Source organism: Methylobacterium oryzae (genome assembly GCF_036441375.1).
GTDB lineage: Bacteria > Pseudomonadota > Alphaproteobacteria > Rhizobiales > Beijerinckiaceae > Methylobacterium > Methylobacterium oryzae_A.
This window is the reverse complement of sequence record NZ_MLCA01000014.1, coordinates 619,740-635,294: the sequence shown is the minus strand read 5'-3', so window position 1 is coordinate 635,294 and position 15,555 is coordinate 619,740. Positions and strand designations below refer to the sequence as shown.

Sequence of the window (15,555 nt, the reverse complement as noted above, 5' to 3'; positions counted from 1 at the left end):
AGGAGGGCCGGCCCGGTCACCCGCCCTCGCGCGCTCCCTCACGCGGCCGCGCGCTCGACCGCCCGCGGAGCCGGGATCGCGGCCGCCGGCGCGGCGGGATGGGGACGCCACGTCTCGCCGAGGGAGAGAAGGGCGGCTTTCACGGCGTCGAGCCGCGACGGCTCGCCCTCGGCCATGCCCTCGGCGGCGGCGACCTCCTTCAGGTACTCGTCCCAGGCCCAGCGCCGCAGGATCTCGCGCTTGCAGCTCGGCAGCAGCCGGGGATGATCGCGCACCGCGGCCGGGGTGTCGAACACCGCCGCCGGGTTGACCAGGGCGCGCTCCAGGTCGGGCAGGTGCGCGGAGCGCGGAGCCTCCGCGCCCCGATCCTGCGCCGGCGCGGAGGGGCGCGGGGGCTCCGCGCGGGGCGCCCGGTCCGAGCGCCGGACCCGCAGGGTCCCCGGCCGCGCGCGGTCGGCCGGGTCGGGCTCGACCCTGTAGGCGAGGCCCTGGCGCTCGGCATACGCCACCGCCTGCGCCCGCGTCGGGAACGTCAGCGCCACCTCCGTGGCGAGGGTGTCGGTCCCGCCGGTCCAGCCCATCAGCGGCTCGATCTCCGGCGGTGTCTCGCGCTCGAAGGTGAGATCCCACGTCCCGGCCCGGGCGCGGCCGGCGGTGTCGACGGAGCGCCCGCGGCGACGGATCCGTGCCCGGTGGCCCGCGAGACACGGCGCGCCCGCCGGACCGGGCGGGTTGTTGTGTCCGATTCCGATCATCCAATCCTGCATGGTTGCCTCCCTGTAGGGGCGCGCTCAGCCGCCGAAGAGGCCGAGACGCGCCGCCGATTGCACGCCGAAGCTCGCCGCGAAGGAGAGCAGGGCCGCGTCCCAGGCGGTCAGGTGCGGGGCATCGGCCGGCGGTCCGGCCTGCGTGATCGCCAGGCCGAGCCACGCGATGCCCGAGAGGCTCAGCAGAGCGGCCAGCACCCAGGGCAGGGCGGGCGCCGGGCAGGGCGCCGCCAGGGCCAGGCACAGCGCGGCGGACAGGAGCCAGCGGCCCAGCACGGTGCCGTCGGTGGTCCGCGCAGGCCATCCGCGCCGGCCGCGCCGCGACCGGGCCGGGATCCTGGAGTCGCCCCGCAGGTCGAAGGTCGCCATCGCGCGCCTCCCCGGCTCAGTTCAGCAGGGGCTCCGGGGCGGCCGGGCCGCGCCGCCAGCGGCGGATGAACGCCGCCGGGAAAGGCGGCCTGCGCGGCGCCGGGGCCGCGGGCGCCGCCGAGCCTTCATCGAGAGCCTGGAGCGCCTCCAGGATCGCGCTCAGCGGCACGGGCTCGGCCCGGCAGCCCGGCAGGCAGCGCAGCGTCGGGCAGGAATCGACCGCGCGGGCGTCCGAGGCCCAGGAGGCCAGGATGGCCCGTTTCTCGGCCCGCGACAGGCCCGGATAGCGCAGCACCTCCCGGGGATGCCGGAAGACGTCGCCCGGCGCCACGAAGGCCTCGAACGGCTCGACCGCCTGCGGCCTCAGGCTGGCGGTCGCCACCGGACCGAGGCGCTCGATCTCAGGGTGGACGTGGTTCGTATCGATCGGCGGCATGCGACCCTCCTCATCGTGAGCAAAGGCTGGGGCGGCCGGCACGCCCGGTCGGGCCGCGCCGGCCGCCGCGTCATGCGTTCAGGTCCGCGGCCGCGGAGGCGGCCGCGCGGTTGCCCGCTCAGACCCGGCTCAGTGCTTGGCGGCCGGCGCGCCGTCGCCGTTGATGGCGATGCGCCGGCGGCGTTCCGGCGCCTCGGCGGCGCGTGGCAGCGTCACGGTGAGGACGCCGTTGCGGAACGTCGCCTCGGCCCTGTCCTCCTCCACCGGCACGGGGAGGGCGATCGACCGCTCGAACCGGCCGTAGCTGCGCTCGGAATAGCCGCGGCCCTTGTCGGTGGTCTCCGCGCGCTTCTCGCCCTTCAGGGTCAGGACGCCGTCCGCGATGAGGAGTTCGACGTCCTCCTCGTCGAGCCCGGGAAGCTCCGCGGAGACGCGCAGCGCGCCGTCCGACTCGACCAGCTCGACCTGCGGCCAGCCGAAGCCGCAGCTCGCCAGGCTCGGCGCGCCGCCGAGCCCGCTGAACACGTCTTCGAACAGGCGGTTCATCTCCCGGTGCAGCGTCAGGAAGGGACTGGCCGGCTCCTGCGGGAGGGCGGCCGGCGCCGCGGCGGTGCGGTTCCAGGGAATCAGATCTCTCACGCTCATGGTCCTCGCTCCATCGAGTGCGGTGCAGTCGTGGGAACAGGCCCGCGGGTCCGCGGACCTGCGAGGGATGTCATCCGTGTCGACAGGGGTGCCCGGGCCGCTCGCCCGGGCCGCCGATCAGGCCGCCTTGGCCTCGCGGGCGATCTGCGCCGGGGCGTTGTCCTGACCGGACGTGGCCGTCGTGCCGCCGATCGCGATGCGGCGGGGCTTCAGCGCCTCCGGCACCTCGCGCTTCAGCGCGACGGTGAGCAGGCCGTTCTCCAGGGACGCGCCCACAACCTTCACGTGCTCGGCCAGATTGAAGGTCTGGCGGAAGGTGCGGGCCGCGATGCCGCGGTAAAGGTAGTGCTTCTCGCCCTCCTGGGCGGCCTTCTGGCCCGAGACGAGGAGCGTGGTGTCCTGCTGGGTCAGCTCGATCTCGTCGGGCGTGAAGCCCGCGACCGCCATGGTGATGCGGTACTGATCCTCGGCCACCTTCTCGATGTTGTAGGGCGGCCAGGCAGCCGACGGCTCGACGCGGTCGGCCTGGTTGAGCAGCTCGAACAGACGGTCGAACCCGATGGACGACCGGAACAGGGGCGAAACGTCGTACGTCCTCATAACCACATCCTCCGACGAGCAACGTGACTACAAGCGACGCCGGACACCGTGTCCGGCGCCCTCACCGCGAGCCCTTCCCGGGCCTCGCACGCGCGTAACGCGCGGGCGAAGAGGGCGTTCCGCGACGAGCGAAATTTTTTCGGGATGGGCCGCGGGCCGGCTGCGGTGATCCGACCCGCGCGGCCTCTCCCACTGAGCTGCCGGCTGCACGCGCTCGCGGTTTCGGTCCGTCCATCCGATTGAGAGCGCGGGTCCCCTCTCCCATGCGGGATGGGGACAGGGTGAGGGACGCGAACGTTCAGAACACGGCGTGCCCCCCCTGCGCGTCAAACGCGGGCCCTGTCCGGAGACTTCCCATCCCTCACTCCGAACCTCTCCCGCTCGGGAGAGGGGGCGCGTCGCGCTCCGTCGCAGGCCGCACCGCGGACACGTGTCGGCCGCAAGGGGGAAGGCGGTGCCGCGGACGCGGCAGGCCCCGCTCTCAGCCGACCGCCTCCTCCACGAGGATCTCGCGCTTGCCGGCGTGGTTGGCCGGGCCGACGATGCCCTCGATCTCCATCCGCTCCATGATGGAGGCGGCGCGGTTGTAGCCGATCTGCAGCCGGCGCTGGATGTAGCTGGTCGAGGCCTTCTGGTCGCGCAGCACCACCTGCACGGCCTGATCGTAGAGGTCGCCGCCGGCCTCGCCGAAGGAGCCCTGGTCGAACACCGCGCCGTCGAGCTCGAGTTCCGCGGCGCCGGCCTTGCCCTTCGCGCCCTTCTCGGGCGCGCCCTCCTCGTCGTCGGCGGTGACGGCGTCGAGGTAGCTGGGCCGGCCCTGGCGCTTGAGGTGGGCGACCACCGTCTCGACCTCGCTGTCCGAGCAGAACGGCCCGTGCACGCGCGTCGTGCGCCCGCCGCCGGCCATGAACAGCATGTCGCCCTGGCCCAGAAGCTGCTCGGCGCCCATCTCGCCGAGAATGGTGCGCGAGTCGATCTTGCTCGTCACCTGGAAGCTGATCCGGGTCGGGAAGTTCGCCTTGATCGTGCCGGTGATCACGTCCACCGACGGCCGCTGCGTCGCCATGATCAGGTGGATNAATGGTGCGCGAGTCGATCTTGCTCGTCACCTGGAAGCTGATCCGGGTCGGGAAGTTCGCCTTGATCGTGCCGGTGATCACGTCCACCGACGGCCGCTGCGTCGCCATGATCAGGTGGATGCCCGCCGCCCGCGCCATCTGCGCCAGCCGCTGGATCGCCCCCTCGATGTCCTTGCCGGCCACCATCATCAGGTCGGCCATCTCGTCGACCACGATCACGATGTACGGCAGAGGCGCCAGGTCCATCGCCTCGTCCTCGTACACCGCCTCGCCGGTGTGGCGGTCGAAGCCGGTCTGGACGGTCCGGGTCAGCACCTCGCCGCGCGCCGCGGCCTCGGCGACCCGGGCGTTGTAGCCGTCGATGTTCCGGACGGCGATCTTGGCCATCTTCTTGTAGCGCTCCTCCATCTCGCGCACGGCCCATTTGAGGGCGATGACCGCCTTCTTGGGGTCGGTGACCACGGGGGAGAGCAGGTGCGGGATGCCGTCGTAGACCGACAGCTCCAGCATCTTGGGGTCGACCATGATCAGGCGGCACTCCTCCGGCTTCAGCCGGTAGAGCAGGCTGAGGATCATGGTGTTGATCGCCACCGACTTGCCCGAGCCGGTGGTGCCGGCGACCAAGAGGTGCGGCATGCGCGCGAGGTCGGCGATGATCGGCTCGCCGCCGATGTTCTTGCCCAGGCACAAAGCCAGCTTGTGCTTGCTCTCCGCGAAATCCGTGGAGGCCAGGAGCTCGCGCAGGTACACCGTCTCGCGCTTGGCGTTCGGCAGCTCGATGCCGATGGCGTTCCGGCCGGGCACGACCGCGACGCGGGCCGAGACCGCCGACATGGACCGGGCGATGTCGTCCGCCAGCGCGATCACGCGGCTGGACTTGGTGCCGGGGGCGGGCTCGAGCTCGTAGAGGGTCACGACCGGGCCCGGCCGCACCGCCAGGATGTCGCCGCGCACGCCGAAATCGCCGAGCGTCGCCTCCAGCAGCGTGGCGTTCTGCTCCAGGGCGTCGGCCGAGATCAGGCTCGCCTGGGATGGGCCGCGGGGGGCCGCCAGCAGGTCGAGGGCGGGCAGGGCGTAATCTTCCGGGCGGACGGGCTGCGCGGGCGCGCGGCGGGCCGGCACAGGCGCGGCGGGCGGCGGGGCGACCCGGGACGCGGTCGGCTCGGACCGCGGCGGGACCGGACGCTGCGGCGCCGCGAGATCCTCCGGATCATCCTCGGCATCGGCCTGCGGGGACACCGCACGGCGGTCCGGGGCCGCGGGGGATTCGTCGCCCGCGTCGAAGACGGGCTCGCGCCGGCTCGCGCCGGTCGGCCGCCCCTCGGGCAGGTGGTCGGCCCAGGGGAGATCCGCGTCCGTGAAGGCCCGCCGGGCCGCGAGCGCGGGCGACGCGCTGTCGATCGGCTCGGCCCGGCCCGCGCGCCACGCCGCGATTCGGTCCGCCGCGGCGACGCGCAGACCCATCAGCCCCTGCGCCAGGGCGCCGACACCCACGAGGCCGAGGCTCGGCTCGTCGTCGGCATCCTCGCGCTCGTCGCGGCCCGAATCCCGGCCGCGCGCCGGGGCGCGGCGGACGGGGTAGGGGTCGTCGTGGGGGGATTCCTCCTCGACGGCACCGAACCGGCAGGCGCCGGTCAGGCTGAGGATCGCCACCGCGGCGTAGCCGAAGCCGACCAGGTGGGCCGCCGCCGACGAGACCGCGCCGACGATCACCCGCGCCATCGACAGCAGGCCGTCGCCGGCCACGCCGCCGAGGCCGGTGGGCAGCGGCCAGCGGGTCGTCGGCGGGAGCGCGCTCGCCACCGCGCTGGCGGCGCAGAAGCCGATGATCCAGAGCGCGATGCGCAGGCCGCCCTCGGGCAGATCGCGCTCCCGCATCAGCCGGATGCCCCAGAGGACCGGCGGCAGCACGAAGGCCAGGGAGCCCAGGCCCAGGATCTGCATGGCGAGATCGGCCACGACGGCGCCCGGCTGGCCGAGGACGTTGTGGGCGGCGTGGTCGGTGGCGTGGTTCAGGCTCGGGTCGTCGATCGACCACGTGGCCAGGGCCACGGTCAGGGCGACCGCGCCGGTGAACAGCACGAAGCCGCCGAGCTCCGTCAGGCGCTTGCCCAGGAAGGGGCGAACGCTGTCGACGAATGTCTCGTAGGGCGATGCGGGACGGCGAAGCGAGCGCATGCGGGACCGGACGCGGAACGGGAACTTACCCCCGAGGCTAGGCACGACCCTCTTAACGACCCGCTAAGGTTGAGGAAGGCTCACCGGCCTCCGGTCGGGCCTCCCCGGCCCGTCGCGGTCCCGCGCGGGAGGATGCAAAAGCCGCCCCGCTGTGGCACAGGAGCGGCCATGAACATCGACGGCCAGCCCTACCGCACGATCTTCCCGGACCCGGACGGCGTCAGCGTCCAGGTGATCGACCAGACCCGCCTGCCCTTCGCGTTCGAGCTGAAGCGGCTCGCGACGCTGGAGGATGCCGCGGTGGCGATCCGCACGATGATCGTGCGGGGCGCGCCCCTGATCGGCGTCACGGCCGCCTACGGGCTGGCGCTCGCCATGCGGGCCGACGCCTCCCACGACGGCATCGACCGGGCGGCGGCGACGCTCGCGGCGACGCGCCCGACCGCGATCAACCTGCGCTGGGCGCTGGACCGGGTCTCCGCCAACCTGCGCCAGACCGCGCCGGACGAGCGCTTCGCCCGCGCCTTCGCGGAGGCCGGCCGCATCGCCGAGGAGGACGTGGCGAGCTGCCGCGCGATCGGCGCCCATGGCGGCCGGATCATCGCCGACCTCCACGCGGCAAGGGGCGGCGACCGGCCGGTCACCGTGCTGACCCACTGCAACGCCGGCTGGCTGGCCACGGTGGACTGGGGCACGGCGCTGGCGCCGATCTACGCCGCCCACGAGCGGGGCGTGCCGGTCCACGTCCTGGTCGACGAGACCCGGCCGCGCAGCCAGGGCGCCGCGCTCACGGCCTTCGAGCTGAAGGGCCACGGCGTGCCGCACACGGTCATCGCCGACAATGCCGGCGGCCACCTGATGCAGCACGGCGAAGTCGATCTCTGCATCGTCGGCTCCGACCGGACCACGGCGAGCGGCGACGTCTGCAACAAGATCGGCACCTACCTGAAGGCGCTGGCCGCGCACGACAACGGCGTGCCGTTCTACGCCGCCCTGCCGTTCTCGACGATCGACTGGACGCTCGACGACGGGGTGAAGGAGATCCCGATCGAGGAGCGCGACGGGCGCGAAGTCACCCACATGACCGGGCGGCTCGCCGACGGCGGCTTCGCCACGATCGAGGTCGTCTCGCCCGGCAGCCCCGTGGCCAACCCCGCCTTCGACGTGACGCCGGCCCGGCTGATGACCGGGATCATCACCGAGCGCGGCGTCTGCGACGCGAGCCCCGAGGGCCTGTACGGGCTCTACCCGGAGCGCCGGAACGCCGCGTGAGGGTCCGGTCCGGCGCTGGTCCGGACCTCCGACCCGAACCCTCATCCTGAGGCCCCGGAGCGCGGCGGAGGCCTCGTAGGAGGGCTCCAGCCGGCCGCGCGATCCCTGGAACCCGCCTGCGAGGCCCGCCGGCGCGGGCACCTAGGATGAGGATGCGAGTCGGAGGGTCTCGCGCGAGCCGGCCGCCTCAGCGCACGCCGGGCCGGCCGGATTCCGCGAGCTGCTGCGCCCGGGCGCCCTGGCGCTCGAACATCCAGCCCGGATACTCGGCCGGGAGCGCGCTCACCGCGTCGAGGGCGTCGAGCTCGTCGCCGGTGAGGCTGAGCGCGGTCGCCGCGATGTTGTCCTCCAGCTGATCGAGGCGCTTGGCCCCGACGATGACGCTGGTCACCGCCCTGCGGTGCAGGAGCCAGGCGAGGGCCACCTGGGCCACCGAGACGCCGCGCGCCTCCGCGACACTCCGCATGGCGTCGATGCAGGATTCGGCCCGGGGGCGGTCGACCGGCGGGAAGTCGAAGCTCGCCCGCCGGCCCTCGCCCGCGCCGCCGGAATACTTGCCGCTGAGCAGGCCGCCGGCGAGCGGGCTCCAGACCAGGAGGCCGAGCCCCTCCGAGCGCAGCATCGGGACGATCTCCCGCTCCAGGTCGCGGCCGGCGATGGAGTAGTAGGCCTGCAGGGTCTCGAAGCGGGCGAGCCCGGCCCGCGCGCTGATGCCCAGCGCCTTCACGACCTGCCACGCCGCCCAGTTCGAGACGCCGACGTAGCGGACGTGGCCGTGCTGGACGAGGATGTCGAGCGCCCGCACCTGCTCCTCGATCGGCGTCGCCGGGTCGAAGCCGTGGATCTGGTAGAGGTCGATATGGTCGAGCTGGAGCCGCTTGAGGCTCGCCTTGCAGGCGTCGATCAGGTGCAGGCGCGAGGCGCCCTTGGCGTTGGCGCCCGGGCCCGTCGGCCCGTAGCCCTTGGTGGCGACCACGACGCTGTCGCGCGGCACCTTGAGGTCGCGCAGCGCCTGTCCGGTGATCGTCTCGGACAGACCCTCGGCGTAGACGTCGGCGGTGTCGATGAAGTTGATCCCGGCCTCGAGCGCCCGCCCGACGAGGCGCCCGGCCTCGGCCTGGTCGAGGGCGCCGATCTGGCGCCACATTCCGGCCCCGCCCCCGAAGGTCATGGTGCCGAGGCAGAGTTCGGAGACGAACAGCCCCGTGTTGCCGAGCTTCTTCTGATACATGCCTGCCTGATCCCGTCCGTCTGGTGACTGTCAACGCCCGGGGCGGGACCCGGTGCGCTCAGGGCTCCCAGCGATGGAAGACCGCGCTGTCGAAGGCGAAGACCGGCTCGCCGCGCTGGTTCACCCCGGTGTTGCGCGCGAAGGCCAGCCCCCAGCCCGGCCGCGAGGCCGAGGCGCGCTTGTCGGTGAGCCTGGCGCTGAACCGGACCGTGTCGCCCGCGTAGACGGGCTTCAGCCACCGCAGGTTCTTGAACCCGGGGGAGGGGCCCGCCTCGGGAACCGGCCCGCGGGCGGCCGTGTAGGCGGCGTCGCGGGCGCGGGTCGTGAGCATGCGGTTCATGTAGGCGGCGGCCGTGTGCCAGCCGGAGGCGCAGAGGCCGCCGAAATGGCTGCGCTTCGCCGCCTCGGGGTCGAGGTGGAAGGCCTGCGGGTCGTAGGCCCGCGCGAAGGCCACGATCGCCTCGGCGGTGAACGCGTAGGCGCCGAGATCGCGCACGGCGCCGATCTCGGCATCCCGCAGGAACGGCAGGATCTCCGCGTCCTCCGGCTCGGCGACCGGACCGGGCACGCCGATCTCCACCGGCCGCGGGGGCAGGGGGTCGGTGCCGCGGCGGGCCAGCATGAAGGTGAAGCGCTGGGTCAGCACCGTCTCAGCCCGCTGGTTGCCGAGGGCGACCTCGGCGGTCACGAAGCCGAGGCCCGGCTTAGAGGCCGAGTCGCGCATCCCCACGACCCGGAAGGTCAGGGTCAGGGCGTCGCCCGGCAGGACCGGCGCGAGCCAGCGCAGATCGTCGATCCCCGGCGCGCCGAGCGACGAGCCGCCCTTGAACGGCCCCTGCTGGAGCAGCCGCATCCCGAGCGCCGCCGTGTGCCAGCCCGAGCCGATCAGCCGGCCCGCGAAGGTCGTCTCCGCCGCCGTCTCGTCGAGGTGGAACGGCTGGAAGTCGAAATCTTTCGCGAAGCCCACGATGGCGTCGCGGGTGACCGTCAGCGGCTCCCCGACGATCACGTCGCCGACGGAGAAGTCTTCGAGGGCGGGATCCGGCATGGCGGGCTCGTCTCGTTGATCAGCGGGGCGGGGAATCGATGCGTCACCGGGATGTTCGCCCCACCGCCGTCCTCGCGAGCGGAGCGAAGCAATCCGGCGGCGCCACGTTTACCGGGGTCGCGCGGCCCTGGGTTGCTTCGCTCCGCTCGCAAGGACGGGGATGAAGCACGCGCGCCGCGCTGACGGCGCCGACCTCAGTTGGCGAAGCGGAAGTGCAGCACGTCGCCGTCCTGCACCACGTACTCCTTGCCCTCAAGCCGGAGCTTGCCGGCGTCCCGGGCCCCGGCCTCGCCGTTGAGCGCCGTGTAATCCTTGAACGCGATGGTCTCGGCCCGGATGAAGCCCTTCTCGAAATCCGAGTGGATCACCCCGGCGGCGCCCGGCGCGCGGGTGCCCTTGGTGATCGTCCAGGCGCGGGCCTCCTTGGGGCCGACCGTGAAGTAGGTCACGAGGCCGAGGAGGTCGTAGCCGGCGCGGATCACCCGGTTGAGGCCGGGCTCGGCGAGGCCCACCGCCTCCAGGAACTCGGCTTGGTCGGCCTCCGGCATCACGGCGATCTCGCTCTCGATCTTGGCCGAGACCACCACCGCCACGGCGCCCTCTTCCTTGGCGCGGGCGACGACCGCGTCCGAGTAGGCGTTGCCCTTGTCGGCGTCGCCCTCGTCGACGTTGCAGACGTAGAGGACGGGCTTGGCCGTCATCAGGCCGAGCGACTGGAACAGCTTCTCCTCGTCGGGCTTGCGCTCCACGAGGCGGGCGGGCTTGCCGTCGCGCAGGAGCGGGAGCGCCCGGTTGACGAGGTCCAGGGTCTCCTTGGCCTCCTTGTCGGCGCCCTTGGCCTTCTTCTCCAGCGCCACGGCGCGGCGCTCCAGGCTGTCGAGGTCGGCGAGCATCAGCTCGGTCTCGATCGTCTCGATGTCGGCGGCCGGATCGACCTTGCCCTCGACGTGGGTGACGTCGCCGTCCGTGAAGCAGCGGACCACGTGGGCGATGGCGTCGACCTCGCGGATATTGGCCAGGAACTGGTTGCCCAGGCCCTCACCCTTGGAGGCGCCGCGCACGAGGCCGGCGATGTCCACGAAGGTCAGCCGCGTCGGGATGATCTCCTTCGACGACGCGATCCGCGCGAGGTCGGTCAGCCGCGGGTCCGGCACCGCCACCTCGCCGACATTCGGCTCGATGGTGCAGAACGGGTAGTTGGCCGCCTGGGCGGCCGCCGTCTGCGTCAGCGCGTTGAAGAGGGTCGACTTGCCGACGTTCGGCAGGCCGACGATGCCGCATTTGAAGCCCATAGGTCCGTTCCGTGATCAGGTTCGTCGCAGCACATCGTCGGGCGACGTGCGGAAAGGGTTGATGAGGGTCAGGCCGTCGAACACGGCGCCGTGCGCCATATCCTCGGTCAGGAAGGAGCGGCATCCGGCGAGCTGGGCCGCAGCCACCAGGAGACAGTCGAACCACTGATAGCCGAGATTCTCGCGGACGAGCCATGCCAGTTCCGCGTCGTCTTGATCGATCGGGCGCGTTCCCCACGCCCCGATCGTCTCAACCTCGGCTCGAACGTCGCGCAGCGAGCGCCCCGGCTCGTTCTTGAGGATCCAGCGCGTCAGTTCGTTGAGAACCTGAAGATTCGTGCGGGCGCAGCCCACATGGGTGATGACAGCCAACCACGCCCGTGCCCGCCCACGCTTGTCGGCGTTCCGGTTGTCGCGCGCGTAGACCAGCACATTCGTATCGATGAAGATCGGCTCAATCGTAGAGTTCATCGCGCGACGGTGCTTTGCCGTTCTCGTCCGTCAGATTCATCAGCGGACCGGCCAGGAAGCGCTCGAGCGCCTCCCGCTGCGTCAGCGGCCGGCCGACGCGCTGCTCCACGGCCTCGGCGATGAAGCGCGACAGGCTCTTGCCGTCGCGGGCGGCCGCGACGCGCGCCCGCTTCAGCAGGGCCTCGTCCATGGTCACGGTGACGTTCTTCATCGGAAGGATCCACCGCGCCGATATCGTGTCCCCGTGTTTTCGTGTCAATTTCTCGCGCCGAGCGTCTTCACGTCGTCCCAGCCGCGTCCCGCCATGGCGAGGTGGACCTTGTTCTGGAAGCTCGCATCCTCGCCGGCGGCGAGCAGGGCGGCGTGGTCGGCGACCGCCCGGCAGAGATCCTCGACCCAGGGCTGCTCGGCCTTGCCGAAATCGTTGAGCACGTAAGAATGCACCAGCGCCTTGTCGCCGGGATGACCGATGCCGAGCCGGACCCGGCGGTAGTCGTTGCCGCACTGCGCGGTGATCGAGCGCAGCCCGTTATGGCCGGCATTGCCGCCGCCGAGTTTTACCCGGAGCTTGGCGGGGGCGAGGTCGAGCTCGTCGTGCAGCACGATCACGTCGCCGAGCGGGATCTTGTAGAAGCGCTGCGCCTCCGAGACCGCGCGGCCGGACTCGTTCATGAAGGTCGAGGGCTTCAGGAGGATCGCCCGCTCCGTGCCCAGCACCACCTCGGCGGCCTCGCCCTGGAAGCGGAGGCGGAACGGGCTCGCCCGGTGCTGGCGGGCGATCGCGTCGACGGCGAGGAAGCCGATATTGTGCCGGTTGCCCGCGTAGCGCGCGCCCGGATTTCCGAGGCCGACGATCAGCCGCATGGTCTGCATCCCTTTCAGGCGCGGTCTGTGCCACGCTTCGGCGCGCGGCGCATCCCCGGCCGCGCCGGGCCGGTCGCCGGCCCGCGCCGTCGCTCCCCGTGCGCCAGCGCACGGCGGCGGTCGAACCCGGAGCAGAGTATCCCCGTTGAGAGGTCACATTCGGCCAAGCAACGCCGGAGCGATCAAGACCGCCGACCAGCGCAACGCGACGACGATCTTCCTCACTCGACACGGTTGACCGGATGACTTCCCGTTGAAGTCATACGAAGACACTAGGAGATCATCATGACCGTCCGCATGCTCGCTGCCGCCGCCCTGGTCGCCGCGGTCGCCACGCCCGCCCTCGCGCAGGGCCTGGATTCGAAGCACTCGCCCTACCCGGCCTCGGCCTATTCGGGCTGGGTCGGCAACGGCCCCGCCCTGCATCAGGACGCCGCCGGTCCCGCGCGGGCGGCCGCCTACCGCTACAGCGGCCCGCATGCCGGCGGACCGGCCAACGCCCTGCCGCGGTACTGACGGGAGACGGGGCACTGGGAACGCCGCGGGCCCGGCCACCGCCGGCGGTCAGGACGGCACGGCGGCCCGATCGGCGCGCGCGTCGGGCCCCCGGCCGGGCGCCGGGGCCCCGCCCTCCGCGGCCGTCCCGGCCCGGATCTCCCCGGGGCGCAGGGTTCCGACCAGCAGATCGACCTGACTGACGAGGCGCACGAGCGACTGCCCGCGATCCAGCGCCGGCCGCTCGGGCAGGGGCGCATCCGCGCCCAGGGCCGCCAGGGTCGCGGTGATCCAGGCGCGCCAGGGCTCCGCCTCGGGGGCGGCCGCCTCCGGGGCGTGCCGCAGCACGATGAGCCGGGCGCTGATCCGGCGCAGGGTCGCGTCGGCCACCAGGGCGGATTCCACCTCCGGGTGGCTGCCGGCCCGGGGCTGCTGGAGGGCGCGGGAGAGCGCCGCCTCCAGGTCGTTGAGGGCGAGGCCGGCCTCGCGGCTCTGCGCCGCGATCGCGGTCTCGCGGCCCTCGCCGGGCGGCGCGCGGAGCACGGCCTCGGCGAGGCCGGCCTGCGCCCTGAGCGCCCGGCGCAGTTCCTGCCGGACTTGGTCCGGCTCCCAGATCGGCCAGAGCACCAGGCAGCTCGCCACCGCGATCACGCCGCCCAGCACCGTGAAGCCGCCGCGCATGGCGACGATCTCCCAGGAGCTGTGGCCCGGCTCCAGAAGCTCGACGAGCAGCACCACGAGGGGGGTCAGGCAGGTGACGAAGAAGCCGTAGGAGATCTGGCGCGCCGCGAAGCCGACGATGCTGAGCATCAGGATCAGCCCGGCCTCGGCCAGCGGGCTCGTGGCGTAGTAGGCGAGCACCGCGCCCACGAGGCCGCCCAGGACCGTGCCGCCGATCCGCTCCAGCGCCCGCTGCCACGTCGCCGCGTAGAAGGGCTGCATGGTGAGCACCACGGTCATCACCAGCCAGTGCGTGAAGGCGCCCGCGTAGGTCAGGGTGGCGGCGAGCGCCGGCGCCGCGACCGCGCTCGCCCGCAGGGCGTGCCGCAGATTGGGCGAGGCCGGGGTGAAGTTCTGCGCCAGCGGCCCGACATAGCGGGTCCAGCGGTCGAGGCTGCCGCCCTCCGTGATCGTGCCGCCGGGCCGGTAGCCCTCCGGGGTCGACAGCTTGGCGCCGATCCGCACGCGCCCGACGATCCTCTCGGCGAGGCGGGCGAGCGTCGGGTCCTCCGACAGGCCCTCGGCGACCCGGGCGATGGAGTGTTCCAGGCGGGCGATGTCGAGGTTGACGTCGTCGCGGATCGCCCGGGCGATGGTCACCAGCAGGGGGCGCAGGCGCCGCAGGAACACCTTGGCGAGCGCCCGCCGGCGCGGGTCGGGGCGGCTGTCGATCAACTCGCCCACGGCGATCAGCGCGGCGAAGATCTGCTCGGCGCTCTCCAGGCGCAGCAGGGCCTGGGCGGTGCGGTCCGAGACGCGCTCGCGGGACCGGACGAGGTCGAGGATCATGGTGCGCGCGGTCTCGATGCTCGCCCGCACGCCGCGCCGGTGGCCCCGCGCGTGGCCGTCGAAGGCGGCCGTGTCGGGTTCCGGCAGGGCGACGAGCCGCTCGAGGTCGCCGCAGAGCCGGGCGAGATTGTGCCAGACCTCCGCCACCGCCCGGTGGGCCGGGCGGTACGGGTGCAGCCGCCAGATGACCAGGGCCAGGAAGGTCGCCCAGAGACCGCCCGCCGCGAACATCACCGCGGTGACGGCCGCCTGCTCGAGGTCGAGCGGCCGGTCCAGGGCGATGCACAGCACGACCACGAGCACGTTGCCGGCCGACTGGGCCTGGACGCTCCAGACGCGGGCGTACGAGCAGGCGAAGATCAGCGCGCAGGCGACCGGGACGACCACCGCCAGGCCGAGGGGCTGGATCAGGCCGAGGCCGGCCCAGAGCAGGCCACCGAGGAACGAGAAGGCGGTGAGGACGCGCAGGCGCGCGCGCATCGGGCCGCCGTTGTCGCAGAAGCAGGCGAGGTTGGCGGCGAGCGCCATCGTCAGCAGCGGCGACCACTGAACCCAGATGTTGAGGAGGATGACGACGCCGAACGCGAAGGCGGCGCGCACGCCCTCCACGAGCCGCACGTTCCGGAGGTCGAGACCCGTGGGCAGGCGCCGCAGGTCGCCGCCCGGCCGGCTCAGGCTGCCCCGGCCGGCGGCGAAGCGGCGGCGGAGACGTCCGGGGGGCGGGGCTGCGGGACTCGGCGCGGTCAAGCTCGGTCTCCCGACGGGGGCGCGGCGCCCCGGCATGAACCGCGCTCCGGCCTGACCGGATCCGCGGCGGCGCGCAACCCCGGCCCGCGGCCGGCGCGGGATCGCGGGGCGCCTCCGGAGCGGCGCCGCGGGACAACCTCTTCACAGCTTCGGCCCGATCCGGGATGCCGCGCCGGTCTTCGTCGCGCGCGCTTGACCCCCGGACGAGCCCGTGGCTTCTGGAGCCGCCTGGCCCTGACTCCGTAGCTCAGCTGGATAGAGCAGCCGCCTTCTAAGCGGCAGGTCGTAGGTTCGAGCCCTACCGGGGTCGCCAGCAAAATCAATGCCTTGATACGGGTTTCCGGGCCGCGTTCCGGCAAGCGGCCGGCGGCTCATTCCGACAAATCACCCCGATCTGTTCGAGTAAGGCGCCGCTTCCGCGTGCCGGCGGTGATCCGGCGCTGCGCCCTTTCCACCTAGCGGGGCAGGGTCCGAGCGTTCCTCTGCCGACGGATGGCCCGGATCTGGGCATCGGTGCGCTCGGCATCCAGGAAGGCGACCTCCTCGGCCCGC

At 72.9% G+C, this 15,555-nt stretch carries 14 protein-coding genes, 1 tRNA gene and 2 pseudogenes; 3 read left to right on the top strand and 14 right to left on the bottom strand.

Annotated elements, in window-relative coordinates:
* Positions 1–38: 38 nt before the first annotated feature.
* From MOTC310_RS26680 to MOTC310_RS26655, 7 genes and pseudogenes are all read right to left on the bottom strand, one after another.
* Positions 39–755: an NADH dehydrogenase ubiquinone Fe-S protein 4 gene (locus MOTC310_RS26680; protein WP_331303927.1), complete on the bottom strand. Its 717-nt coding sequence runs from the start codon at positions 753–755 to the stop codon at positions 39–41.
* Positions 756–791: 36 nt separating this feature from the next.
* Complete coding sequence (locus MOTC310_RS26675; protein ID WP_331303926.1) at positions 792–1,136, bottom strand: hypothetical protein; 345 nt, start codon at positions 1,134–1,136, stop codon at positions 792–794.
* A 16-nt stretch (positions 1,137–1,152) separates the two neighbouring features.
* A complete protein-coding gene (locus tag MOTC310_RS26670; RefSeq protein ID WP_331303925.1) occupies positions 1,153–1,572 on the bottom strand; it encodes a hypothetical protein in 420 nt (139 codons plus the stop codon).
* Positions 1,573–1,701: 129 nt separating this feature from the next.
* Entirely contained in the window at positions 1,702–2,217 is a 516-nt protein-coding gene (locus MOTC310_RS26665; protein ID WP_331303924.1) for an Hsp20/alpha crystallin family protein, read from the bottom strand.
* Between the two features lie 117 nt (positions 2,218–2,334).
* On the bottom strand, positions 2,335–2,817 hold the full coding sequence (locus MOTC310_RS26660) for an Hsp20 family protein (RefSeq protein WP_331289367.1): 483 nt from the start codon (positions 2,815–2,817) through the stop codon (positions 2,335–2,337).
* Between the two features lie 481 nt (positions 2,818–3,298).
* Positions 3,299–3,895: pseudogene (locus tag MOTC310_RS32930) on the bottom strand (DNA translocase FtsK); the annotation flags it as partial.
* Between the two features lie 16 nt (positions 3,896–3,911).
* Positions 3,912–6,074 (bottom strand): annotated as a pseudogene (locus MOTC310_RS26655) (DNA translocase FtsK); the annotation flags it as partial.
* A 168-nt stretch (positions 6,075–6,242) separates the two neighbouring features.
* Here MOTC310_RS26655 and mtnA point away from each other — a divergent pair.
* The gene (gene mtnA / locus MOTC310_RS26650; protein WP_331303923.1) at positions 6,243–7,346 is read left to right on the top strand and encodes an S-methyl-5-thioribose-1-phosphate isomerase; all 1,104 of its coding nucleotides are present in this window, start codon (positions 6,243–6,245) and stop codon (positions 7,344–7,346) included.
* 187 nt (positions 7,347–7,533) lie between these two features.
* Here mtnA and MOTC310_RS26645 read toward each other — a convergent pair whose 3' ends face one another.
* The 6 genes from MOTC310_RS26645 to pth form a co-directional block, all read right to left on the bottom strand.
* The gene (locus MOTC310_RS26645; RefSeq protein WP_331289365.1) at positions 7,534–8,577 is read right to left on the bottom strand and encodes an aldo/keto reductase; all 1,044 of its coding nucleotides are present in this window, start codon (positions 8,575–8,577) and stop codon (positions 7,534–7,536) included.
* 58 nt (positions 8,578–8,635) lie between these two features.
* Entirely contained in the window at positions 8,636–9,625 is a 990-nt protein-coding gene (locus tag MOTC310_RS26640; RefSeq protein WP_331303922.1) for a MaoC/PaaZ C-terminal domain-containing protein, read from the bottom strand.
* A 194-nt stretch (positions 9,626–9,819) separates the two neighbouring features.
* A complete protein-coding gene (gene ychF / locus MOTC310_RS26635; RefSeq protein ID WP_331303921.1) occupies positions 9,820–10,917 on the bottom strand; it encodes a redox-regulated ATPase YchF in 1,098 nt (365 codons plus the stop codon).
* 15 nt (positions 10,918–10,932) lie between these two features.
* On the bottom strand, positions 10,933–11,388 hold the full coding sequence (locus MOTC310_RS26630) for a PIN domain-containing protein (protein WP_331303920.1): 456 nt from the start codon (positions 11,386–11,388) through the stop codon (positions 10,933–10,935).
* Complete coding sequence (locus MOTC310_RS26625; protein WP_331303919.1) at positions 11,372–11,599, bottom strand: hypothetical protein; 228 nt, start codon at positions 11,597–11,599, stop codon at positions 11,372–11,374. The genes MOTC310_RS26630 and MOTC310_RS26625 overlap by 17 nt, the downstream gene beginning before the upstream one ends.
* Positions 11,600–11,643: 44 nt before the next feature.
* Positions 11,644–12,252, bottom strand: coding sequence for an aminoacyl-tRNA hydrolase (pth, locus tag MOTC310_RS26620; RefSeq protein WP_331303918.1), 609 nt, complete (start codon positions 12,250–12,252; stop codon positions 11,644–11,646).
* A 285-nt stretch (positions 12,253–12,537) separates the two neighbouring features.
* Between pth and MOTC310_RS26615 the strand changes: the two genes are divergently transcribed.
* Positions 12,538–12,768, top strand: coding sequence for a hypothetical protein (locus MOTC310_RS26615; protein ID WP_331303917.1), 231 nt, complete (start codon positions 12,538–12,540; stop codon positions 12,766–12,768).
* 48 nt (positions 12,769–12,816) lie between these two features.
* Here the strand turns inward: MOTC310_RS26615 and MOTC310_RS26610 are convergent, their stop codons facing one another.
* A complete protein-coding gene (locus MOTC310_RS26610) occupies positions 12,817–15,039 on the bottom strand; it encodes an FUSC family protein (RefSeq protein ID WP_419539958.1) in 2,223 nt (740 codons plus the stop codon).
* A 200-nt stretch (positions 15,040–15,239) separates the two neighbouring features.
* Here MOTC310_RS26610 and MOTC310_RS26605 point away from each other — a divergent pair.
* Positions 15,240–15,316, top strand: a tRNA-Arg gene (locus tag MOTC310_RS26605).
* Positions 15,317–15,555: the final 239 nt, after the last annotated feature.